18 protein-coding genes and 1 pseudogene are annotated in these 18450 nt (G+C 72.3%); 11 read left to right on the top strand and 8 right to left on the bottom strand.

The window, feature by feature from the left end:
- The first annotated feature begins 62 nt into the window (after positions 1 to 62).
- From HZS56_RS03725 to HZS56_RS37995, 4 genes and pseudogenes are all read left to right on the top strand, one after another.
- Positions 63 to 995, top strand: a complete 933-nt coding sequence (locus tag HZS56_RS03725) for a coiled-coil domain-containing protein (RefSeq protein ID WP_216719205.1) — start codon at positions 63 to 65, stop codon at positions 993 to 995.
- A gap of 104 nt (positions 996 to 1099) precedes the next feature.
- Positions 1100 to 2089: an ABC transporter ATP-binding protein gene (locus HZS56_RS03720; protein WP_216719204.1), complete on the top strand. Its 990-nt coding sequence runs from the start codon at positions 1100 to 1102 to the stop codon at positions 2087 to 2089.
- Between the two features lie 2 nt (positions 2090 to 2091).
- The gene (locus HZS56_RS03715) at positions 2092 to 2862 is read left to right on the top strand and encodes an ABC transporter permease (protein ID WP_216719203.1); all 771 of its coding nucleotides are present in this window, start codon (positions 2092 to 2094) and stop codon (positions 2860 to 2862) included.
- Positions 2863 to 3062: 200 nt separating this feature from the next.
- Positions 3063 to 4280, top strand: a pseudogene (locus HZS56_RS37995) (ABC transporter ATP-binding protein); the annotation flags it as partial.
- Positions 4281 to 5067: 787 nt separating this feature from the next.
- Here the strand turns inward: HZS56_RS37995 and HZS56_RS03705 are convergent.
- Positions 5068 to 5400: an Rv1322 family protein gene (locus HZS56_RS03705; RefSeq protein WP_216719201.1), complete on the bottom strand. Its 333-nt coding sequence runs from the start codon at positions 5398 to 5400 to the stop codon at positions 5068 to 5070.
- Positions 5401 to 5653: 253 nt separating this feature from the next.
- Here HZS56_RS03705 and HZS56_RS03700 point away from each other — a divergent pair, with 253 nt between their 5' ends.
- Complete coding sequence (locus tag HZS56_RS03700) at positions 5654 to 6682, top strand: LLM class flavin-dependent oxidoreductase (protein ID WP_216719200.1); 1029 nt, start codon at positions 5654 to 5656, stop codon at positions 6680 to 6682.
- A 148-nt stretch (positions 6683 to 6830) separates the two neighbouring features.
- Here HZS56_RS03700 and HZS56_RS03695 read toward each other — a convergent pair whose 3' ends face one another.
- Complete coding sequence (locus tag HZS56_RS03695; protein ID WP_216719199.1) at positions 6831 to 7223, bottom strand: SCO5389 family protein; 393 nt, start codon at positions 7221 to 7223, stop codon at positions 6831 to 6833.
- 281 nt (positions 7224 to 7504) lie between these two features.
- Here HZS56_RS03695 and nucS point away from each other — a divergent pair, with 281 nt between their 5' ends.
- Positions 7505 to 8176 carry an endonuclease NucS gene (nucS, locus tag HZS56_RS03690; protein ID WP_216719198.1) on the top strand — a complete coding sequence of 224 codons (672 nt, stop codon included), beginning with the start codon at positions 7505 to 7507 and terminating at the stop codon, positions 8174 to 8176.
- Positions 8177 to 8266: 90 nt separating this feature from the next.
- Here nucS and HZS56_RS03685 read toward each other — a convergent pair whose 3' ends face one another.
- The 4 genes from HZS56_RS03685 to HZS56_RS03670 all read right to left on the bottom strand — a co-directional run bounded on the left by HZS56_RS03685 (position 8267) and on the right by HZS56_RS03670 (position 13419).
- Entirely contained in the window at positions 8267 to 10861 is a 2595-nt protein-coding gene (locus HZS56_RS03685) for an ATP-binding protein (RefSeq protein WP_216719197.1), read from the bottom strand.
- Between the two features lie 415 nt (positions 10862 to 11276).
- Positions 11277 to 11600: an STAS domain-containing protein gene (locus HZS56_RS03680; RefSeq protein ID WP_216719196.1), complete on the bottom strand. Its 324-nt coding sequence runs from the start codon at positions 11598 to 11600 to the stop codon at positions 11277 to 11279.
- 190 nt (positions 11601 to 11790) lie between these two features.
- Positions 11791 to 12639, bottom strand: a complete 849-nt coding sequence (locus tag HZS56_RS03675; RefSeq protein ID WP_216719195.1) for a 3-hydroxyacyl-CoA dehydrogenase family protein — start codon at positions 12637 to 12639, stop codon at positions 11791 to 11793.
- A gap of 138 nt (positions 12640 to 12777) precedes the next feature.
- Entirely contained in the window at positions 12778 to 13419 is a 642-nt protein-coding gene (locus HZS56_RS03670; protein ID WP_216719194.1) for a TetR/AcrR family transcriptional regulator, read from the bottom strand.
- Positions 13420 to 13499: 80 nt separating this feature from the next.
- Between HZS56_RS03670 and HZS56_RS03665 the strand changes: the two genes are divergently transcribed.
- From HZS56_RS03665 to HZS56_RS03655, 3 genes are read left to right on the top strand one after another with little or no spacing between them, the layout of a single operon-like run.
- Entirely contained in the window at positions 13500 to 14282 is a 783-nt protein-coding gene (locus HZS56_RS03665; RefSeq protein WP_216719193.1) for an ABC transporter ATP-binding protein, read from the top strand.
- A 49-nt stretch (positions 14283 to 14331) separates the two neighbouring features.
- On the top strand, positions 14332 to 15081 hold the full coding sequence (locus HZS56_RS03660; protein WP_216719192.1) for an ABC transporter permease: 750 nt from the start codon (positions 14332 to 14334) through the stop codon (positions 15079 to 15081).
- A 13-nt stretch (positions 15082 to 15094) separates the two neighbouring features.
- The gene (locus HZS56_RS03655; RefSeq protein WP_216719191.1) at positions 15095 to 15667 is read left to right on the top strand and encodes a cob(I)yrinic acid a,c-diamide adenosyltransferase; all 573 of its coding nucleotides are present in this window, start codon (positions 15095 to 15097) and stop codon (positions 15665 to 15667) included.
- On the opposite strand, the gene HZS56_RS39030 is transcribed toward HZS56_RS03655, so the two are convergent.
- A complete protein-coding gene (locus tag HZS56_RS39030; protein WP_374201066.1) occupies positions 15571 to 15858 on the bottom strand; it encodes a DUF5708 family protein in 288 nt (95 codons plus the stop codon). The two genes, HZS56_RS03655 and HZS56_RS39030, sit on opposite strands and share 97 nt — an antisense overlap.
- The gene (locus tag HZS56_RS03650; RefSeq protein ID WP_216719190.1) at positions 15855 to 16445 is read right to left on the bottom strand and encodes a hypothetical protein; all 591 of its coding nucleotides are present in this window, start codon (positions 16443 to 16445) and stop codon (positions 15855 to 15857) included. The genes HZS56_RS39030 and HZS56_RS03650 overlap by 4 nt, the downstream gene beginning before the upstream one ends.
- Before the next feature lie 152 nt (positions 16446 to 16597).
- On the opposite strand from HZS56_RS03650, the gene HZS56_RS03645 reads away from it, so the two are divergent.
- A complete protein-coding gene (locus HZS56_RS03645; RefSeq protein ID WP_216719189.1) occupies positions 16598 to 17812 on the top strand; it encodes a sensor histidine kinase in 1215 nt (404 codons plus the stop codon).
- Positions 17809 to 18450 carry a response regulator gene (locus HZS56_RS03640; protein WP_216719188.1) on the top strand — a complete coding sequence of 214 codons (642 nt, stop codon included), beginning with the start codon at positions 17809 to 17811 and terminating at the stop codon, positions 18448 to 18450. Before HZS56_RS03645 ends, HZS56_RS03640 begins: the two co-directional genes overlap by 4 nt.

Below are 18450 nucleotides of genomic sequence, written 5' to 3'. Positions count from 1 at the left end.
CACCGCATTGGCGCCTAGGATTCCCTCTATCACCTCACCCGGTCTCTTTCGACAGGAACCCCATGAGCGACACTTCCCCCTACGGCTTCGAGCTTGTGCGGCGTGGGTACGACCGCGCTCAGGTGGACGAACGTATCTCCAAGCTCGTCTCCGACCGTGACAGCGCTCTGTCCCGCATCACCGCTCTGGAAAAGCGCATCGAGGAGCTCCACCTCGAGACTCAGAACGCCCAGGCCCAGGTCAACGACGCCGAGCCGTCGTACGCCGGTCTCGGTGCCCGGGTCGAGAAGATCCTGCGGCTCGCCGAGGAAGAGGCGAAGGACCTGCGCGAGGAGGCCCGGCGCGCGGCCGAGCAGCACCGTGAGCTGGCCGAGTCCTCGGCCCAGCAGGTGCGCAACGACGCGGAGTCGTACGCCGCCGAGCGCAAGGCCAAGGCCGAGGACGAGGGCGTCCGGATCGTCGAGAAGGCCAAGGGCGACGCGTCCCAGCTGCGCTCCGAGGCGCAGAAGGACGCGCAGTCCAAGCGCGACGAGGCCGACGCCCTCTTCGAGGAGACCCGCGCCAAGGCCGCGCAGGCCGCCGCGGACTTCGAGACGAACCTCGCCAAGCGCCGCGAGCAGTCCGAGCGGGACCTGGCCTCCCGTCAGGCCAAGGCGGAGAAGCGGCTCGCGGAGATCGAGCACCGCGCGGAGCAGCTGCGCCTGGAGGCGGAGAAGCTGCGCACGGACGCCGAGCGCCGCGCCCGCCAGACCGTCGAGACGGCGCAGCGCCAGTCCGAGGACATCGTGGCCGACGCCAACGCCAAGGCCGACCGGATCCGTTCGGAGTCGGAGCGCGAGCTGGCCGCCCTCACCAACCGCCGCGACTCCATCAACGCGCAGCTGACGAACGTGCGCGAGATGCTGGCGTCCCTCACGGGCGCCGCGGTGGCCGCCGGTTCGCCGGCCGAGGACGAGTCGGTCGCCCGCGGGGTGCCGGCCCAGCAGTCCCGCTGACGGGTCGTACAGCCACTGACGCGGTACCGAGGGGTACGAACGAAGGACGAGGCCTTCTGCCACTGGGGTGGCAGTGGGCCTCGTCCCGTTCTAGCGTGGGCGCCATGATCGAGCTCGAGGGGCTGACCAAGCGGTACGGCGAGAAGGTGGCGGTCAACAATCTCTCCTTCACCGTCCGACCCGGCATCATCACGGGCTTCCTCGGCCCCAACGGTGCGGGCAAGTCGACGACCATGCGGATGGTGCTGGGCCTGGACCGGCCCACCTCCGGTGACGTGCGGATCGACGGCAAGCACTACGACCAGCTCAAGGACCCGCTGACGTACATCGGCGCGCTCCTGGAGGCCAAGGCCTGGCACGGCGGGCGCAGCGCCTACAACCACCTGCTGTGCCTCGCGCAGAGCAACGGCATCCCGGCGAGCCGGGTCCGCGAGGTGCTGGACACGGTGGGGCTCACGGCGGTCGCCCGGAAGAAGACCAAGGGCTTCTCGCTCGGCATGGGCCAGCGGCTCGGCATCGCCGGCGCGCTCCTCGGCGACCCGCGGATGCTGATGTTCGACGAGCCGGTCAACGGGCTGGACCCCGAGGGCATCCACTGGATCCGCAACCTGATGAAGACGCTGGCGGCCCAGGGCCGTACGGTCTTCGTCTCCTCCCACCTGATGAGCGAGATGGCGCTGACCGCCGACCACCTGGTGGTCATCGGCCAGGGGCGGCTGCTGGCGGACACCTCGATGGCCGACTTCATCGCGGAGAACTCGCGCAGCTACGTCCGGATCCGCACCCCGCAGCGCGAACAGCTGCTCGACGCGCTGCACGGCGCCGGCATCCGGGTCGCCCGGCCGGAGGCCGAGGTGCTCGAGGTGGACGGCGACACGTCGCAGACCGTCGGGGAGCTGGCGGCGCGCCACCAGATCGTGCTGCACGAGCTGAGCCCGCAGCGGGCCTCGCTGGAGGAGGCGTTCATGCAGCTGACCGCGGAGTCGGTGGAGTACCACGCGCACGACGGACAGCCGCCCGGCGCGGTCCCCGGGCAGCAGCCGCCCGGCCGGCCACCGCAGCAGCCGTGGGGCAGCGACTGGAAGAGGGGTTGAGCATGGCGGCGGCACAGGTCGTCCGGTCCGAGTGGACCAAGATCCGGTCGGTCGCGTCCACGGTGTGGACGCTGGGCCTGGCCGTGGTCGTCACCATCGCCCTCGGCATGCTGATCTCGGCGCTGTCGAAGAACGAGTTCTCCGGCCTGAGCGAGCGGGACCAGCTCTCCTTCGACCCGACCTTCGTCAGCTTCGCCGGCACCAGCCTCGGCCAGCTGGCGATGATCGTGTTCGGCGTGCTGGTCGTGGGCAACGAGTACAGCTCCGGCATGATCCGCACCTCGCTGGCGGCCGTGCCGCGGCGCGGGACGTTCCTGGCCGGCAAGATCCTGGTGGCCACGGTCCTCGCCCTGGTCGTCTCCATGATCACCAGTTTCGCCGCCTTCTTCCTCGGGCAGGCGATGCTGGGCGACCTCAAGGCGTCCATCGGCGACCCCGGCGTGCTCCGCGCGGTGTTCGGCGGCGGTCTCTACATGACGCTCATCGCGATGTTCTCGATGGGTGTCGCCGCGATGCTGCGCTCCCCGATGCTGTCGCTGGGCATCCTGATGCCGTTCTTCTTCCTGATCTCCAACATCCTGGGCAACGTCCCGGCGACGGAGAAGGTCGGCCGGTTCCTGCCCGACCAGGCCGGCAGCAGGATCATGCAGGTGGTCACGCCCCTCGACGACGACGTGCCGTACGGTCCGTGGGGCGGCCTGGGCATCATGGTGCTCTGGGTGATCGCGGCGCTGGCCGGCGGGTACGCCGTCCTGAAGAGCAGGGACGCCTAGAACGTTCCGGAGGGCAGGGACGCCTGGAACGTCCTGAGGAGCAGGGACGCCCGGAAAGGGTTCCGAGGATGTTCCGGCCGGGTCCCGGGAGCGTCGGATTTTGCCCGGGCTTGAACGGAACCGTTGGGACCTGGATATCCTCCTTACCCTTACGGGGGCGTGTGCCCTGCTGTCCCTGAACCTTCCGATGGGTGCGGAGCATGATCGAAGCAGTCGGCCTGACCAAGCGCTACGGCGACAAGACCGCTGTGTACAACCTGTCCTTCCAGGTACGGCCCGGCGCCGTCACCGGCTTCCTCGGGCCCAACGGCTCGGGCAAGTCGACGACGATGCGCATGATCCTGGGCCTGGACAACCCCACCGCGGGGCACGTGACGATCGGCGGCCACCCGTACCGCAGGCTGCCGAACGCCGCGCGCCACGTCGGGGCGCTGCTCGACGCCAAGGCGGTGCACGGCGGCCGGTCCGCCCGCAGCCACCTGCTGAGCCTCGCCCAGCTGTCCGGCATCCCGGCCCGGCGGGTGGACGAGGTGCTCGGCGTGGTCGGCCTGCAGGACGTGGCCAAGCGGCGTTCCAAGGGCTTCTCCCTGGGCATGGGCCAGCGGCTCGGCATCGCCGCCGCCCTCCTGGGCGACCCGCAGGTCCTGCTCTTCGACGAGCCGGTCAACGGCCTCGACCCCGAGGGCATCCACTGGGTGCGCAACCTGATGAAGGCGCTCGCCGCCGAGGGGCGCACGGTCTTCGTCTCCTCGCACCTGATGAGCGAGATGGCGCTCACCGCCGACCACCTCATCGTCATCGGCCGCGGTCAGCTGATGGCCGACATGAGCGTGAAGGACTTCATCTCGGCCAACTCCGCCGACTTCGCCCGCGTGCGGACGCCGGACCCGGAACCGCAGCTGCGCGAGAAGCTGACCGCCGCGCTGACCGAGGCGGGCGGCCACGTGCTGCCCGAGCAGGACGGCGCGCTGCGGGTGACCGGCCTCGTCCTCCCCCGGATCAGCGACATCGCGCACGACACCGGCGTACGGCTGTGGGAGCTGTCGCCGCACCAGGCCTCCCTGGAGGAGGCGTACATGCGGATGACGCAGGGCGCCGTCGACTACCGGTCGACCACCGACCAGAAGGCCGGGCTCCAGCAGCCGCTGGCGCCGGGCGAGCAGCCGCCGATGCCGGTTCCCGGGCAGGGTCAGCCTGACTGGTACGCCCCGCCGCCGCCCCAGCAGGGCGCGCCGGGCCAGGCCCCGGCGGGGCCGTACGGCGCCCCGGGGGCGCCCGGCGCGATGCCCGGCGGAGTACCGGGCGGACAGCAGACGGCCAACCCGTACGCGGCCCAGCAGCCGCCGCCGGCCCAGCAGGCCCCGCAGCCGCCCCAGGCGCCCGGTTCGCCGTTCCCGACCTACACGTCGCCGATCCCGGTGGTGCGCACGACCCTCGTGCACGCGATCGCCTCCGAGTGGACGAAGATCAAGTCGGTGCGCTCGACGATGTGGACGATCGGCGTGTTCGTGCTGCTGGTCGTCGGCATCGGGCTGCTGACCGGCGCCGTGGTGGCGGGCTCGTCCTCCGACCTGGCCGGGGAGAGCCCGCTGAGCCTCGGCTTCTTCGGCCTGCTCCTCGGCAGCATGTGCATCATCACGCTCGGAGTGCTGACCAGCGCCTCGGAGTACGGCACGGGCATGATCCGGACGACGATGACCGCCTGCCCGAGCCGCGGCCGGGTGCTCACGGCGAAGGCGGTCGTGTTCTTCCTGGTGGCGTTCGTGGTGACCCTGGCCTCCTCGACGCTGGTCGGCCTGGCCCACGTGACCATGCTGGAGGACAGCGGCGCGGCGGACCCCACCGGCTCGGAGTGGCTGAAGGGCACCGTCGGCGTGTCGCTCTTCGTCGCGCTGCTCGGGCTGCTCTCGCTGGCCGTCGGTTCCGTCATCCGGCACTCGGCGGGCGCCATCACCATCATGATCGGTGTCCTGCTCGCCCCGCTGGTGATCGCGCTGTTCATGTTCGCCGAGTCGCTCAAGGGGCTGCAGCAGGCGCTGTTCGAGTACTCGATCCCGAACCAGATGAGCATCTTCTACGCCAACTCGCTCTCCGATTCCGGGCCCTCGGGCTGGGACCCGCTGTGGATCGTGCTCGGCGTGACGGCGGTCGTGTTCGCCGGTGCCTTCGCCCTGCTGGAGCGGCGGGACGTCTGACGGGGGCCGCTCAGAACCTCGGCGCGTTACGGGACCGCTGCACCCGCGTGGTGCGGCGGTCCTTCGCGTTCCAGCACGACTTGTGCCAGTGCCTGCGGTCGTCGACACCCGCGTGGGCCGGCCAGGCCACCACGTGCGGGACACCGTCCGGGATCAACTGGTCGCAGCCGGGGCAGCGGTACGACTTCCCCTGGGCACTCGCGCCCGCCACGTGCCGTACGCTCCAGTCCTCGCCCTGCCAGCTCTCCGACGACTGCCAGCCGCCGTAGCGGCCGCCGCCGTCGTCCTCGGCGCTCCGGCCGGACGGACCGGCTCCCTTGGGTCGGTTGCGACGCGGGGACACAGGACACCTCACGGAGCTATACAGGAAGCAGGGCGGCATCCAGCCTACGCGGCACGGACAGGGTGCGCGTACACCGCCAAACACCGCAACTCCCCCGTACGGGTTCTCCGTCCGGGCCCGCACACCCTCCCACAACGGTCGATTCTGCAGACAATCCGCAAATCCATCCGTCCGGCCGTGTCCTCGGCACGTGTCAGGCGGTTATGCCCTGTGGGGGAGCTCCGTGTCGGAGCCGAGGAAGCAGGAAAAGGCAATGCGCGTAGGAAGTTTCGTGTTGGGTGCCCAGTTCCCGGGCCAGGGCCAGGGGGAGGCGCTGCACCGCGCGGTCCGCTCGGCCGAGGTCGCCGACGAGGCCGGGCTCGACACGGTCTGGCTGGCCGAGCACCACTTCGTGCCGTACGGCACGTGCCCCTCGGCCGTGACGCTGGCCGCGCTGCTGCTGGGCCGCACCCGGCGGGTCCGGGTCGGCACCGCGGTCAGCGTGCTGCCCACCGTCCACCCGGTGGCGCTCGGCGAGCAGGCCGCGCTGCTGCACGTCACGAGCGGCGGCCGGTTCTCGCTGGGCGTGGGCCGGGGCGGGCCCTGGGTGGACCTGGAGGTGTTCGGCGCGGGTCTCGAGGCGTACGAGAAGGGGTTCGGGGAGTCGCTCGACCTGCTGGTGCGCTGGCTGCGCGAGCCGGCCGTCGGCGCCGTCGGCGACCGTTTCCGGTTCCGCGAGGTCCCCGTCGTCCCGCGCCCCTCGGAGTCCCTGTCGGAGGAACCGGGCCCGGAGGTCGTCGTCGCCTGCACCTCCCCGGCCGGCGTGCGGACGGCGGCCGAGCGGGGCCTTGCGATGCTGCTCGGCATGCACGTCGGCGACGAGGAGAAGGCGGAGATGGTCGCCCTGTGGCGGCGCCACGCCCGCGCCGCCGGGCACCCGGCGGACCGGGTGCGCGGCGCCGCGCACGTCTCGGCCGGCGTCTGCCAGATCGCCGACCGGCGCACGGACGCGGCCGAGACCCTGCTGAAGGCGATGCCGGGCTGGCTTCGGCAGGGCCTGGGCGCACACGTCACGGTGGACGGCCGGGAGCGGCGGATGCGCGACCCGCACGCCTACACCGAACTGCTCTGCGGGCTGCACCCGGTGGGCCCGCCCCGGCTGTGCGCGGACCGGCTCGCGGCGACCGCCGAGCGGACCGGCGTCTCGCGTTTCGCCCTGCTCGTCGAGGGGTCCGGGGACCTCGCGGCGACCGAGGAGAACGTACGACGGCTCGGGGCCGAGGTACTCCCCCGGCTCCGCTGAGACGGCCGACGGGCGCCCTGCCCGCTGCGTTCGGACCGGGTCGGGTCGGGTCCGCTCCGGTCGGGCACAGTGCCGGGGAGGGGGCTTGCCGCTCCGGTGGCACCGCACCTCCCGCGTGCGGAGCGGCAAGCGGACGACCCCGAACGCCTCAGCAGTCGCGCAGTTCGGGCGACTGGTTCAAGATCTGGCTGCGCACCGAGGTGAAGCGGGTCAGCTTCTCGTCGACGGAGGAATCCAACGGGAACACCGCCACCCGGTGGCAGTTCTGGAACGCCAGCCGCACCCCGAAGTGCCGCTGCAGTGCACCGCGTATGGCGTCACTCGCGAGGGCCCGCAGCAGCTGGCCGCGCGCCTGCTCGTCCGGCGGGGGCGTCTGGTTGTCGGCGAAGGCTCCGCCGTCGACCTTCAGCTGTGCCACCAGGGAGCTGACCATCTCCCATGCGTAGGGCAGGGAGGTCCGGACGCAGTCGACGAAGGCTGCTTCGTCGACCTCGCCTCGCTCGGCCTGATCGAGTAGGGCCGGTGAGACGTCGAGCGACATGGGTTCTCCTCTCGCACCCCCGATCAGCGGGGGTTGCCGGACAGTTAAAGGGAGTGCGCGACCGTGAACACGCTGCGTACACAGTTCGCGACCTCCCGTTCAATACCGTAAGCAACCGATCGTGACCGCACCAGGAGATTGCCGATATGGACACCCTCGGGTAGGCACACAATCGGCCAGTGGGCAAGGTGGGGCCAAGGGGAGAAGTGGGACAGCCCGCGGGGGCGCACGCACGCGGGCGAATCGCGTCGCACCGGGCGCGTCGAGTAGCGTTGCCGACCATGCGTCTCGTCATTGCCCGTTGCTCCGTCGACTACGCCGGGCGGCTCACCGCCCACCTCCCAGCGGCCCCCCGGCTGATCCTGGTCAAGGCCGACGGCAGCGTCTCGATCCACGCCGACGACCGGGCCTACAAGCCCCTCAACTGGATGTCGCCGCCCTGCACTCTGAAGGAGGGCACGGGCGAGGAGGACGGCGTCTGGACGGTCGTCAACAAGGCGGGCGAGAAGCTCATCATCACGATGGAGGAGATCCTGCACGACTCCTCGCACGAACTGGGCGTCGATCCCGGCCTGATCAAGGACGGCGTGGAAGCGCACCTCCAGGAGCTGCTGGCCGACCGCATCGACACGCTGGGCGAGGGCTACACGCTCATCCGCCGCGAGTACATGACCGCCATCGGCCCCGTCGACATCCTGTGCCGGGACGCCGAGGGCGCAACGGTCGCGGTCGAGATCAAGCGGCGCGGCGAGATCGACGGCGTGGAGCAGCTCACGCGCTACCTGGAGCTGTTGAACCGCGATCCCCATCTGGCGCCGGTGCGCGGCGTCTTCGCCGCCCAGGAGATCAAGCCGCAGGCCCGGGTGCTGGCCACGGACCGCGGGATCGGCTGCCAGGTGCTGGACTACGACGCCCTGCGGGGCATCGAGGACGACAAGCTGCGGCTGTTCTGAGGCCGCGGCACTAGTGCCGTACGGGAGGGCCGGGTCCGACGCGCGGACCCGGCCCTTTCTCCGTTGTCACGTCTCAGCCGCCCGGCGGGGTCAGATGATCTGCTCCGTCGCCGGGTCGGAGCCGGTCGGCGTGCCCGCTCCCGCGCTGCTCTGCGAGGCGGTCGGGCCGGCGGTGCCGCTGGCGCTGTTGGAGACGGGCGGGTCGTCGGGGGACGGCGGCGGTTCCTCCGTCTCCGACTGGGTGGGGCTCGGGTCGGGCGAGTCCGGCGGCGTGGAGGGGTCGTCCGGTTCGCTCTCCGTCGGGTCCGGCGGCGTCGGCTCGGTCGGCGGGGAGCTCGGCGACTTGCTCGGCTCGTTCGGCGAACCGGGGTCGTCCGGGCTCTCGTCGTCGTCGCCGGGGCCGCTGCTGCCGGTGCTGCTGGGCCCGTCCGAGGGCTGCCCCGACTTCGTCGGCGACGGGGCGTCCGACGTGCTGGGCGCACCGGTGCCGGAGGGGCTGTCGGGGGTGTCCTGGCCCTGCCCGTCGTCCGAGGGCCGGTCGGCGCCGAGGTCGCCGTCGTCGATGCCCTGGCTGGCCGACGGGTTGACGCCGACCTCGTCGGAGGGGTCGCCCGCGCCGCCGTCGGACGTGGCGCCGAGGGTCACCACCGTGCCGAGCACCGCGACGAGCAGCGCGCCCGCCCCGGCCGCCACCAGGTTGCGGCGGGCGAAGCCCTTGATGCCGCTGCCGACCGTGCGGGACGGCTCGTCGGGCTCCGCGCGGCTGGTGACGAGGGTCGGGGACTGCGGAGGCGGCTGGAGCGGCGGGAAGGGCGCGGGGACGCCCGCCGACGGCGATGCCGACGCCTCGTCGCGGGTGTCGGGAACCTCCTCGCCCGCCGTGGGACCGGGTCCGGCGCCGACGGCGCCGAGACCGGCGGCGCCGAAGGCGTCGGCGCCGCTGCCCAGGCCCGGGGTGTCCCCGGTCCGGTCGGCGACGAGCGCGAGGGCGCGGCGGCCGGCGACGGCGCCGCGCTTGTCGGAGAGCGCGCCGCGCAGCCCGATGGAGGCCTCCAGCTCGGCGCGGGCCCGGTCGAGGTGGTCCTCGCACAGGGCGAGGACGCCGAGTTCGTGGTGGAAGTAGGCCTGTTCGGCGACGTCGCCGGAGAGCCGGGAGGCCTCGGTGCCGGAGCGCAGCGCCCGTTCCCAGGCGCTCCAGTGCAGCCCGGAGGCGAAGGCCGGCGCGGCGGTGCGGGCGAGCTGGACGGCGGTGCTCTCCTCGTCGTCCGCGGTCCGGGTCGTCGCCGGCACCAGCGCCGCGAGGGCGGCGAGCACGGCGTCGGCCTCGGCGCAGACCCTCTCCGGGGTGACCGAGGGGTGCCCGGCCCACCAGGAGTAGTGCTGGGCGGCGGACAGGGCACGCGCCGGGGCGTCGTCGGCGTACCCGGCGCTCTCCAGCTGGGTGAGCACGCCGGCGGCCAGCCGGTAGCGGGAGCCGACCGGTGAGATCAGCGCGCAGTCGGCCAGTTCGCCGAGGGCGGCGTCGGCGTGGGTGTCGCCGACCAGGGCGGGCAGGTGCGCCTGGTGCGGCACCTCGCCGCCGAGCGCGACGGCGAACTCCAGGGTGGCGCGGGCGGAGGAGCTGAGCCGGGAGGCGAGCAGCGGGGCGGGCGCCGCGGCCTCGCCGAGGGACGGCAGGGGCGCCTCGTCGGCGTCGGCGGACTCGGTGGACTCGTAGGGCGTGTCGTCGGCCGGGCGTGTCCCGGCGAAGACGCCGAACTCGTCGACCGCGTCGGCGCCGGCCCGCAGCCGGTCGCGGCGGCGCAGCAGGGCACCGGCCTGGACGAAGCGCAGCGGCAGGCCCTCGGACTCGAACCAGAGGTCGCCCGCCCAGTTGGCCTCCTCCTCGGTGAGGGTGCGGCCGGCGGCGCGCTCCAGCAGCTCCACGCCGTCCGAGCGGTCCAGTCCGGTGAGGAAGACCTCCTCGACGGCCGAGTCGGCGGAGGGTGCGGGCACGTCCGGGGTCGCGCCGAACAGGAAGGCGCACTCCGGGGTGGCGTCGAGGAGTTCGTCGAGGGCGGCTCCGCCGAACTCGACGTCGTCCAGGACGACGACCGCGCCCACCTCGCTCAGGTGCCCGAGCAGTTCCTGGCGGCCCGGTCGGTGCAGGGGCGCGCGGTGGACGGCGTGGAAGAGGTCGTGGAGCAGGTCGTCGACGGTGCGGTGGAAGCCGCTCAGGCGGACGACGCCGTCGGGCGCGAGACCGGCGCAGTCCTCGGCGACGAGGTCGAGGAGGCTGCTGCGGCCGGAGCCGCCGGGGCCGGTGAGGCGGACGGAGCGGCCGCGGGCGAGCAGCCGCACCAGGCGTTCGCGCTCGTCCTCGCGGGCCAGCAGGCCCAGGACCGTGCGGACCGGTCCCGGCGGGACGGGTGGCCGTCCGGCGCGCTCCGTTTCGGCGCGCTCGGCCGCGGTGAGCTTCTCGGGCCGGGCGGGGCGTTCGACGGGCGGGCAGACCTCGATCTCGCTGCCGTCCACCGGGTTGACCGTGAGCAGGAAGTCGCCGGAGACGAGCTGCACGGTGCGGGCCAGCGCGGGCGCGGGCTGGCCGAAGTCGGGTGTGAAGGGGTCCCTGGGCGAGCGCGGGCGCGGCGCCTGGTGGTCGCCGTCTTGGCCGTACTCCTCAGGTCCCCGGCTGTTCGGGTCCATTGGTTCAAGCCCCCCAAAAGCGTCGTGTGCAGGGCCCCGGGCGGGGCCACCCTCCCGGCCTTGCCGCACACCGCGCTGTCGCTTCTGGTCCGGGCCCGCCGGTGGGTTGCAAAAGGGCGGGCAGCCAGACCCTAAACCTTCGTCCAGTATCTCCGACAGTCCGGGGTGTCGGCCCGTCCGAGACGTCACGGTCTCGTGAGGATTGCGCGGGTCGGGCCCGCGTCGGGTGTTTGTCGGAACCGCTCGCGTGCCGATCAGTGCCGTTCCGCAACCGCTCACCTGCCGTCACCGACCGTTCCGCAACCGCTCACCTGCCGTCACCGGCCGACCGGGACCGTTCCCGACCGTTCAGGTGCGGGGGGGGCGGCCGGCTGCCGGGGTGTGCGGGCCGGCCTGCCCCCGGGCCGGGGCGTCCTCACACCCGGGGCAGGGTCTCCACGCCGATGCCGCCCTCGATGGCGAGGATCCGGTGCAGCCGGGTGGCCACCAGCAGGCGCTGCATCTGCGGCGGTACGTCGCGCAGCACCAGGCGCCGGCCGCAGCGGCCGGCCCGCCGGTGGGCTCCCATGATCACGCCGAGTCCCGTGGCGTCCCAGGAGTCCAGTTCGGACAGGTCGAGCACCAGATCGCCGGCTCCGTCGTCGACGGCCGAGTGCAGGACCGTACGGGCGTCCGCCGCGCTGCGGACGTCGAGGCGGCCCCCGACGACCAGCTCGACGTGGTCGCCCCTGATGTGCATATGCGCTCCCCGGCGTGCGTCTTTCTCTGTCGTCTCTGTCGTCTCTGCGGTGCGTTCTGCGCGTGTGGTCTCTCGGCGATATCAGGTGTTGCACCCTCTGACTGGCCGAAACGACCGGAGGTTGCCGCCTGTAAGCGAACCGATACCGAATTCACCCCGGCGTGTGACGTTTGCCGGGGCCGGCGTGACCTCAGTGCTTGTAGAAGCCCTGCCCGCTCTTGCGGCCGATGTCACCGGCGTCCACCATCCGGCGCATCAGCTCCGGCGGGGCGAACTTCTCGTCCTGGGACTCGGTGTAGATGTTGCCCGTGGCGTGCAGCAGGATGTCGACGCCCGTGAGGTCGGCGGTGGCCAGCGGTCCCATGGCATGGCCGAAGCCCAGCTTGCAGGCGAGGTCGATGTCCTCGGCGGTGGCCACGCCCGACTCGTAGAGCTTCGCGGCCTCGACGACGAGGGCGGAGATGAGCCGGGTGGTCACAAAACCGGCGACGTCGCGGTTGACGACGATGCAGGTCTTGCCGGTGGACTCGGCGAACTCCCGTGCGGCGGCGAGGGTTTCGTCGCTGGTCTTGTAGCCGCGCACCAGCTCGCACAGCTGCATCATCGGTACCGGCGAGAAGAAGTGGGTGCCGACGACCCGTTCGGGGCGCTCGGTGACGGCCGCGATCTTCGTGATCGGGATGGCGGAGGTGTTGGACGCGAGGATCGCCCCGTCCTTCACCAGCTTGTCGAGGGTGCGGAAGATCTCGTGCTTGACCTCGAGCTTCTCGAAGACGGCCTCGACGACCACGTCCGCGTCCGCGGCCGCGTCCAGGTCGGTGGTCGCCGTGATGCGCGCGAGGGCGGCCCCGGCGTCGTCGGCGTCGAGCTTCCCCTTGGCGACGAACTTGTCGTAGGAGGCCTTGATGCCGTCGGTCCCGCGGCGCAGCGCCCCGTCGGTGACGTCCCGCAGGACGACGTCCCAGCCCGCCTGAGCGGAGACCTGGGCGATGCCCGATCCCATGAGACCGGCCCCGATGACGGCGAGCTTGCGTGCCACTGTGCGACTCCCCTGAAATACGCGCTGATTCTCGTCTCTGGGCCGGAGATTAGCGGGAGTGACGGGCTGTGTGACCCGTTAGTAACGCGCGTCACGTCTCACATGACGGACATCACACCGTGGGGCGCCATTCGGGTGTCACCGGACGCCCCGTACGGCGTAGTTGAGCACCTTCTCGCTCAGCAGCCCCTCCATCTCGTCGAGCAGCAGCATCACGTCACGGGAGACCTCCGACGGCTTCCCGCCGTCGACCATGCGCTGCCCGATGGTCGCGATGACCGTCCCGTGCAGCCAGTTGATCTGACCGGCCATCAGAACGGGTGCCATGTCGTCCTCGGCCGCCCCGGTCTCCTCGCGCAGGGTCCGCTCCAGGTTCAGGAGCACCTCCTGCCCGGTGGCCCACATCCGTGAGCGCAGCGCGGGCGAGTCCTGGATCACCTTCATGAACGCGGCGTACCCCTCCATCAGGCCGACGCGCGGGGAGACCGACTCGACCTCCTCGCGCAGCTCCCGCAGGACGGCGCCCGCTGCCGACTCCCCGTCGCGCCGGCCGCGCACCCAGCGGGAGAGCCGGTCGACCACACCCTTGGAGCGGTCGAGGAAGAGGTCCTCCTTGGCCGGGAAGTAGTTGTAGACGGTGTTGACGGAGACGTCGGCGGCGTCCGCGACCTCCGCCACGGTCACGGCCTCGAAGCCGCGCTCCAGGAACAGCCCCGTGGCGACATCGGAGATGTACTGCCGGGTCTGCCGCTTCTTCCGTTCCCTGAGTCCCTCGGCCATGCCGCAATCCTAGCTTCACTGGACGCACTGAAACTTTGGGGCCGTTGCAAAATTTAAGTGACTCTGTTTTTCTGGGAGGCATGGCAATCATCAGCGCGGCCGGACTGGCCCGTACCTTCGTGACGAAAGGCGGCCCGGTGGAGGCCGTGCGGGGCATCGACCTCACCGTCCGCGAGGGCGAGATCCTCGGCTTCCTGGGCCCCAACGGCGCCGGCAAGACGACCACCCTGCGGATGCTCACCACACTGCTCGCCCCTACCGGCGGCGCCGCCACCGTCGCCGGGCACGACCTGGCATCCGACGCCGCGGGGGTGCGCCGGGCCTGCGGGTACGTGGCGCAGTCGGGCGGGGTGGACCCGCAGATCAGCGTGCGCGAGGAACTGGTCACCCAGGGCCGCCTGTACCGGCTGTCCCGGGCGCGGGCCGCCGAGCGGGCCGAGGAACTGGCCCGGGACCTGGACCTCGCCGGGCTGCTCGACCGCAGGTGCGGTGCGCTCTCGGGCGGTCAGCGGCGCCGGCTGGACATCGCGATGGCGCTCACGCACCGGCCGCGGGTGCTCTTCCTGGACGAGCCGACCACCGGTCTCGACCCGGGCAGCCGGGCCGACCTGTGGGACCTGGTCCGGCGGCTGCGCGACGAGCACGGCACGACGGTCTTCCTGACCACCCACTACCTCGACGAGGCCGACGCCCTCTCCGACCGCCTGGTCGTGGTGGACGGCGGCACCGTGGCCGCCGAGGGCACGCCGGCCGCCCTGAAGCGGGAGTACGGCGGCTCTCCCGACGCCCCGCTCCAGGACACGTTCCTCGCGATCACCGGCCGCGGGGCCGCCCCGGCCGACACGACGCCCGTGGCGGTGTGAGGCCCCGCACGCAGCCGTCCGTCCCCACCTCGAGAACCGGAAGATCCCGATGCTGCTCCACGACACCGGCCTGATCTACGGCCGCTATCTGCGCCAGTCCCTGCGCTCCCGCTTCGCGCTGCTGTTCGGCGTGCTGATGCCACTGCTGTACCTGCTCTTCTTCGGCCCGCTGCTGACCGGGCTGCCGCTCGGCGGGCAGGGCACTTCCTGGCAGGTGCTCGTGCCCGGCCTGCTGCTCCAACTCGGCCTGTTCGGCGCTTCTTTCGCCGGCTTCTCGCTCATCGTCGAGAACAGCCAGGGCGTGGTCGAGCGGATGCGGGTGACACCCGTCAGCCGCCTGGCGCTGCTGCTCGGCCGGGTGCTGCGGGACGCCACCGTCTTCGCCTTCCAGGCGGTGCTGCTGGTGCTGGCGGCGCTGGTGATGGGCCTGCGCGCGCCACTGCCCGGTGTGCTGATCGGCTTCGCCTTCGTCGCCCTGCTCACGGTGTCGCTGGCCTCCCTGTCGTACGCGCTGGCGATGAAGGTCCGTACGCCGCAGGAGTTCGGGCCGACGATCAACGCCCTGACGATGCCCTCGATGCTGCTGTCGGGCCTGATGCTGCCGATGTCCCTGGGCCCGGCGTGGCTGGACGTGCTCTCGCGCCTGATGCCGTTCCGCCATCTGGTGGACGCGATGCGGGACGCCTACGTCGGCAGCTACGCGACGGCCCACATGCTGTACGGCGTCCTGGTCGGCCTCGCCCTCACCGCGCTGGCCGTGACCGTGGGCACACGCGTCTTCCGCACCGCCGGAGCCTGACTACGCTGGCCCGATGGTCAACCTGACGCGCATCTACACCCGCACCGGCGACCAGGGCACCACGGCCCTCGGTGACATGAGCCGGGTCCCCAAGACCGACCTCAGGATCTCCGCGTACGCCGACGCCAACGAGGCCAACGCGGTGATCGGCACGGCGATCGCGCTGGGCGGCCTGGCCGAGGAGGTCGTCAAGGTCCTCGTCCGCGTCCAGAACGACCTGTTCGACGTGGGCGCGGACCTGTCGACGCCGGTGGTGGAAGAGCCTCAGTACCCGCCGCTGCGGGTCGAGCAGTTCTACGTCGACCGGCTGGAGGCGGACTGCGACCGCTACCTGCCCGAGGTGGAGAAGCTCCGCTCCTTCATCCTGCCCGGCGGCACCCCCGGCGCGGCCCTGCTGCACCAGGCGTGCACGGTGGTCCGCCGGGCCGAGCGCTCCACGTGGGCGGCGCTGGAGGTCCACGGCGAGTCGATGAACCCGCTGACGGCGACCTATCTGAACCGCCTCTCCGACCTGCTCTTCATCCTGGCGCGCGTCGCCAACAAGGAGACCGGCGACGTGCTGTGGGTGCCGGGCGGCGAACGCTGACCGTTCAGCCGGCGCGCGGACCGGACGACGCCCCACCCGGTCTGCGCGCCGCCGACGCACATCATCACGACGCCGGCCTTCGCCAGGTCGACGACGGGGACCTCCACGTCCCCGGCGAACAGCCACAGGGCGAGGCCGGCCACGAGGGTGGCCGCGCCCTCCCACAGGTTCCGCTCGGACAGGTACCTCATCGGCGCGCCCCCTCCTTCTCCGTCCGCGCCTCCACGGGAAGCCCTGCCGTCCCCGCCGGGGCCTTCTTCGGCCAGACCAGGTACGTGAGGGCGATCAGGCCGTGGAGGGCGGCGGCCCGCAGCGCCGTCCACTGGAAGGACCGCAGGGACGAGACGTCGCCCCCGTCACCGACGTACCAGACCGCGCCCTGGAGCAGTGCCGTCGCCACGGCCGCGGCGAGCAGGGTGCGCAGCCACAGGGCGCCCTCGTGCCGGGCGCGGGGCATGCCGTACCGCGGGGGCCCGGCCGGTCGCGGGCCGCCGGCCAGGCGGTGGGCGGCGTGGCCGTCGAGCCAGCGGATCGTGTAGTGGCCGTAGGCGACCGTGTACCCGATGTAGACCGCCGCCAGACCGTGCGCCCAGCCCGGCTCGGCGCCGTTCTTCAGGTCCCACGCCGTGGCGGCGAACAGCACCAGTTCCAGTACCGGCTCGCACAGCAGCAGGACGACACTGGTGCGCCGCCACCTCAGCAGGTAGCGGGCGCCGAGACCGAGGGCGAGGAGCACCCAGAAACCGACCTCGCAGATGATGATCAACGCGACGACCACGACACACTCCCTTCGTTCGCCCTTCCAGGCTCCCGCCGGAATCCGCCGCTTTCGTCGTCGCCGGTGACGAACCTCCGGTACATCGAAAGATGCAGCACGGGACCGTTCCGCGGGACCAGGCGGGCGGGGCGCGGGCCGTGTTGGATGGTGGTATGGCCGTACGACTCCCCCGCCCGCACCGCTTCGACGTCTGTGTCGCCGTGGGCGGAGTGCTGGGCGGGCTGCTGCTGTGGGCCATCGGGCTGGGCGTGCGGCCCGCCGGCGAGCCGCTCGTGCTGTTCGACGGCCGCTGGCCGCTGCTGGTCCCGCTCGTCGTCATGGCGGGCTGCGAACTGCTGCGCCGTGACGCTCCGCGCACCGGCCTGCTCGTCGGCACCGCGGCGCTGGCCGCGGACACGGTGACCCAGGGCAGCCTGGTCACGGTGATCCTGTACACCGACGTGATGTACGCCGCCGTGCTCTACGGCCCGCCCGCCTCCGCCCGGCGCATCCCGTGGATCACCGGGCTGCTCACGGTGGCCGGGACCGTGGTACCGTTCGCGCTGTGGCGGACGCCCGAGGCGCTGCTGATCGGCGTGGGCGTCGGGATCGTGTCCTTCGCACCCGCCTCCACCGGCCTGATCGTGCGCAACCACCGCGAGGCCGCCGACGCCGCCCTGCTGCGGGCCGAGCAGACCGCGCTCCTCGCCGAGATGGACCGGGTCCAGGCGGTGACCGCGGAGCGCTCCCGGATGGCCCGCGAGCTGCACGACATGGTCGCCAACCACCTCTCCGCGATCGCCATCCACTCCACGGCCGCGCTCTCCCTGGACGACGCCGCGACCACCCGGCAGGCGCTCGGCGTGATCCGGGAGAACAGCGTGGCGGGACTGGCCGAGATGCGACGCCTGATCGGCATCCTGCGGGACGACGGCGGTGACACCGAACCCGCCGCCGCACCCACCCTCGACGGCCTCGGCGCACTGGTCGAGGGCGCCCGTGCCAACGGGCTCGACGTCACCCTGGACGCGGCGCACGGCGAGAACCTGCCCGCGCCGGTCGAACTCGCCGCGTACCGGATCGTGCAGGAGTCCCTCACCAATGCGCTCAAGCACGCCTCGAAGGGCCCGGTCCACGTCCGGCTCGCCCGGCACGCGGACGCCCTGCGGGTCCGGGTGACCAGCCCGTACGGCGACCGCGACACCCCGCGCGCCCCCGGCTCCGGCGCCGGTCTGGTCGGCATGCGGGAGCGGGCCGCGCTGCTGCACGGCACGTTCGAGGCGGGGCCGGCGCCGGAGCCCGACGTGGCGGGCGACAGGATCTGGTCCGTGTGCGCCACGCTGCCCCTGACCGCCGCCCAGCCCCCGACCGAAGGAGACCCCGCATGATCCGCGTCCTCGTCGCCGAGGACCAGTCCGCCGTCCGCGCGGGGCTGGTGCTGATCCTGGGCAGCGCCCCGGACATCGAGGTGGCCGGGGAGGCCGCGGACGGCGAGCAGGCGGTGGCCCTCGCCCGCGAGCTGCGGCCGGACCTGGTGCTGATGGACGTGCAGATGCCCCGCCTGGACGGCGTGTCGGCGACCCGGACGGTGGTCGGGGAGGGACTCGCCGACGTGCTGGTGCTGACCACCTTCGACCTGGACGAGTACGTCTTCGGGGCCCTTCGGGCGGGCGCCGCCGGGTTCCTGCTGAAGAACACGGACGCCAAGGACCTGATCGCGGCGGTGCGCACGGTGGCGTCCGGCGAGGGCATCGTGGCCCCGGCCGTCACCCGGCGGCTGATCGCCGAGTTCGCGGCGAAACCGGTCCGCGAGCCGGCCACCGATCCGTCGGTGCTGCGCGACCTGACCCGGCGGGAGCGCGAGGTGCTGTCGTGTCTCGGCGAGGGCCTGTCCAACGCGGCGGTCGCCGAGCGGCTGGACATGGCGGAGGCCACGGTGAAGACGCATGTCAGCCGGTTGCTGGGCAAGCTCGGACTGCGCAGCAGGGTGCAAGCGGCGGTGCTGGCACAGGAGTTGGGCGTCTGA

It is taken from the genome of Streptomyces mayonensis (assembly GCF_018982965.1).
GTDB classification, from domain to species: domain Bacteria; phylum Actinomycetota; class Actinomycetes; order Streptomycetales; family Streptomycetaceae; genus Streptomyces; species Streptomyces mayonensis.
The sequence above is the reverse complement of the archived record's forward strand: the minus strand, read 5'-3'. Positions and strand labels throughout refer to the sequence as shown.